Source organism: Cupriavidus sp. FW305-F7 (assembly GCF_058782875.1).
Genome location: NZ_JBYSYC010000128.1, coordinates 1 through 898, shown reverse-complemented (window position 1 = coordinate 898; position 898 = coordinate 1). Strand labels below are relative to the sequence as shown.

At 59.7% G+C, this 898-nt stretch carries 1 protein-coding gene; it reads left to right on the top strand.

Annotated elements, in window-relative coordinates:
* A partial coding sequence (locus tag AC3WL8_RS39915; RefSeq protein WP_492380256.1) for a group II intron maturase-specific domain-containing protein occupies window positions 1–836 on the top strand: 836 nt, incomplete at its 5' end.
* Window positions 837–898 lie beyond the last annotated feature (62 nt).

The following is an 898-nucleotide window of genomic DNA, read 5'->3' as shown; positions in this document are numbered from 1 at the left end:
ATATCGATGAGGGAACCCTGTTCGAGTCGCGGGCGGGTACACCCCAAGGGGGTGTCATCTCGCCCGTGATCGCGAATATGGCGCTGGATGGGCTTGAAGCAGCAGTCCATGCAAGTGTGGGAACATCCAAGCTTGCTCGCAGCAAGGCTCAGCTCAACGTCGTCCGCTATGCCGATGACTTTGTGGTGACTGGCGTATCGAAAGATGTGCTGGAATCCCGGGTGCTTCCCGCGGTTAGGCAGTTTATGGCCGCCCGAGGCCTGGAACTCTCGGAAGAGAAGACCAGAATCACCAGCATAGTGGAGGGTTTCGATTTCCTTGGCCAGAACGTGCGCAAGTACGGCGGCAAACTGCTAATCAAGCCAGCGAAGAAAGGTATCAAATCGCTGCTCGACAAGGTCAGGGAAGTCATCAAAGGCAACGCGAGTGTCACCCAAGAGGTGTTGATCCGTAGGCTGAACCCGATCATTCGAGGATGGGCTATGTATCATCGCCACGTCGTGGCAAAAGCGACCTTCTCGACGATAGACTCGCACATCTGGCACCTGCTCTGGCAGTGGGCAAGACGTAGGCACCCCACGAAAGGAGCCCGGTGGGTCAGGCAACGGTACTTCCGGCGCGACGGACACCGGTCCTGGGACTTTGCGACGAGGGGTTCAACCGAGGGTGACACCTACGGCCTACAACTCTTCTGCGCAACGACGGTCGCGATTCAGCGCCACGTCAAAATCCGGGGACTGGCCAATCCGTTCGATCCGGCATGGGACATCTACCTTGCCCGCCGTCGATCCGCGAAACGTTCCGTCGGGCTGCCCGGTGCCACCCAATGGCGCTGAAGGAATGGCTTGAGCCGGATGCGGGGCGACTCGCACGTCCGGTTCTAAGGGGGCGGCGGCGC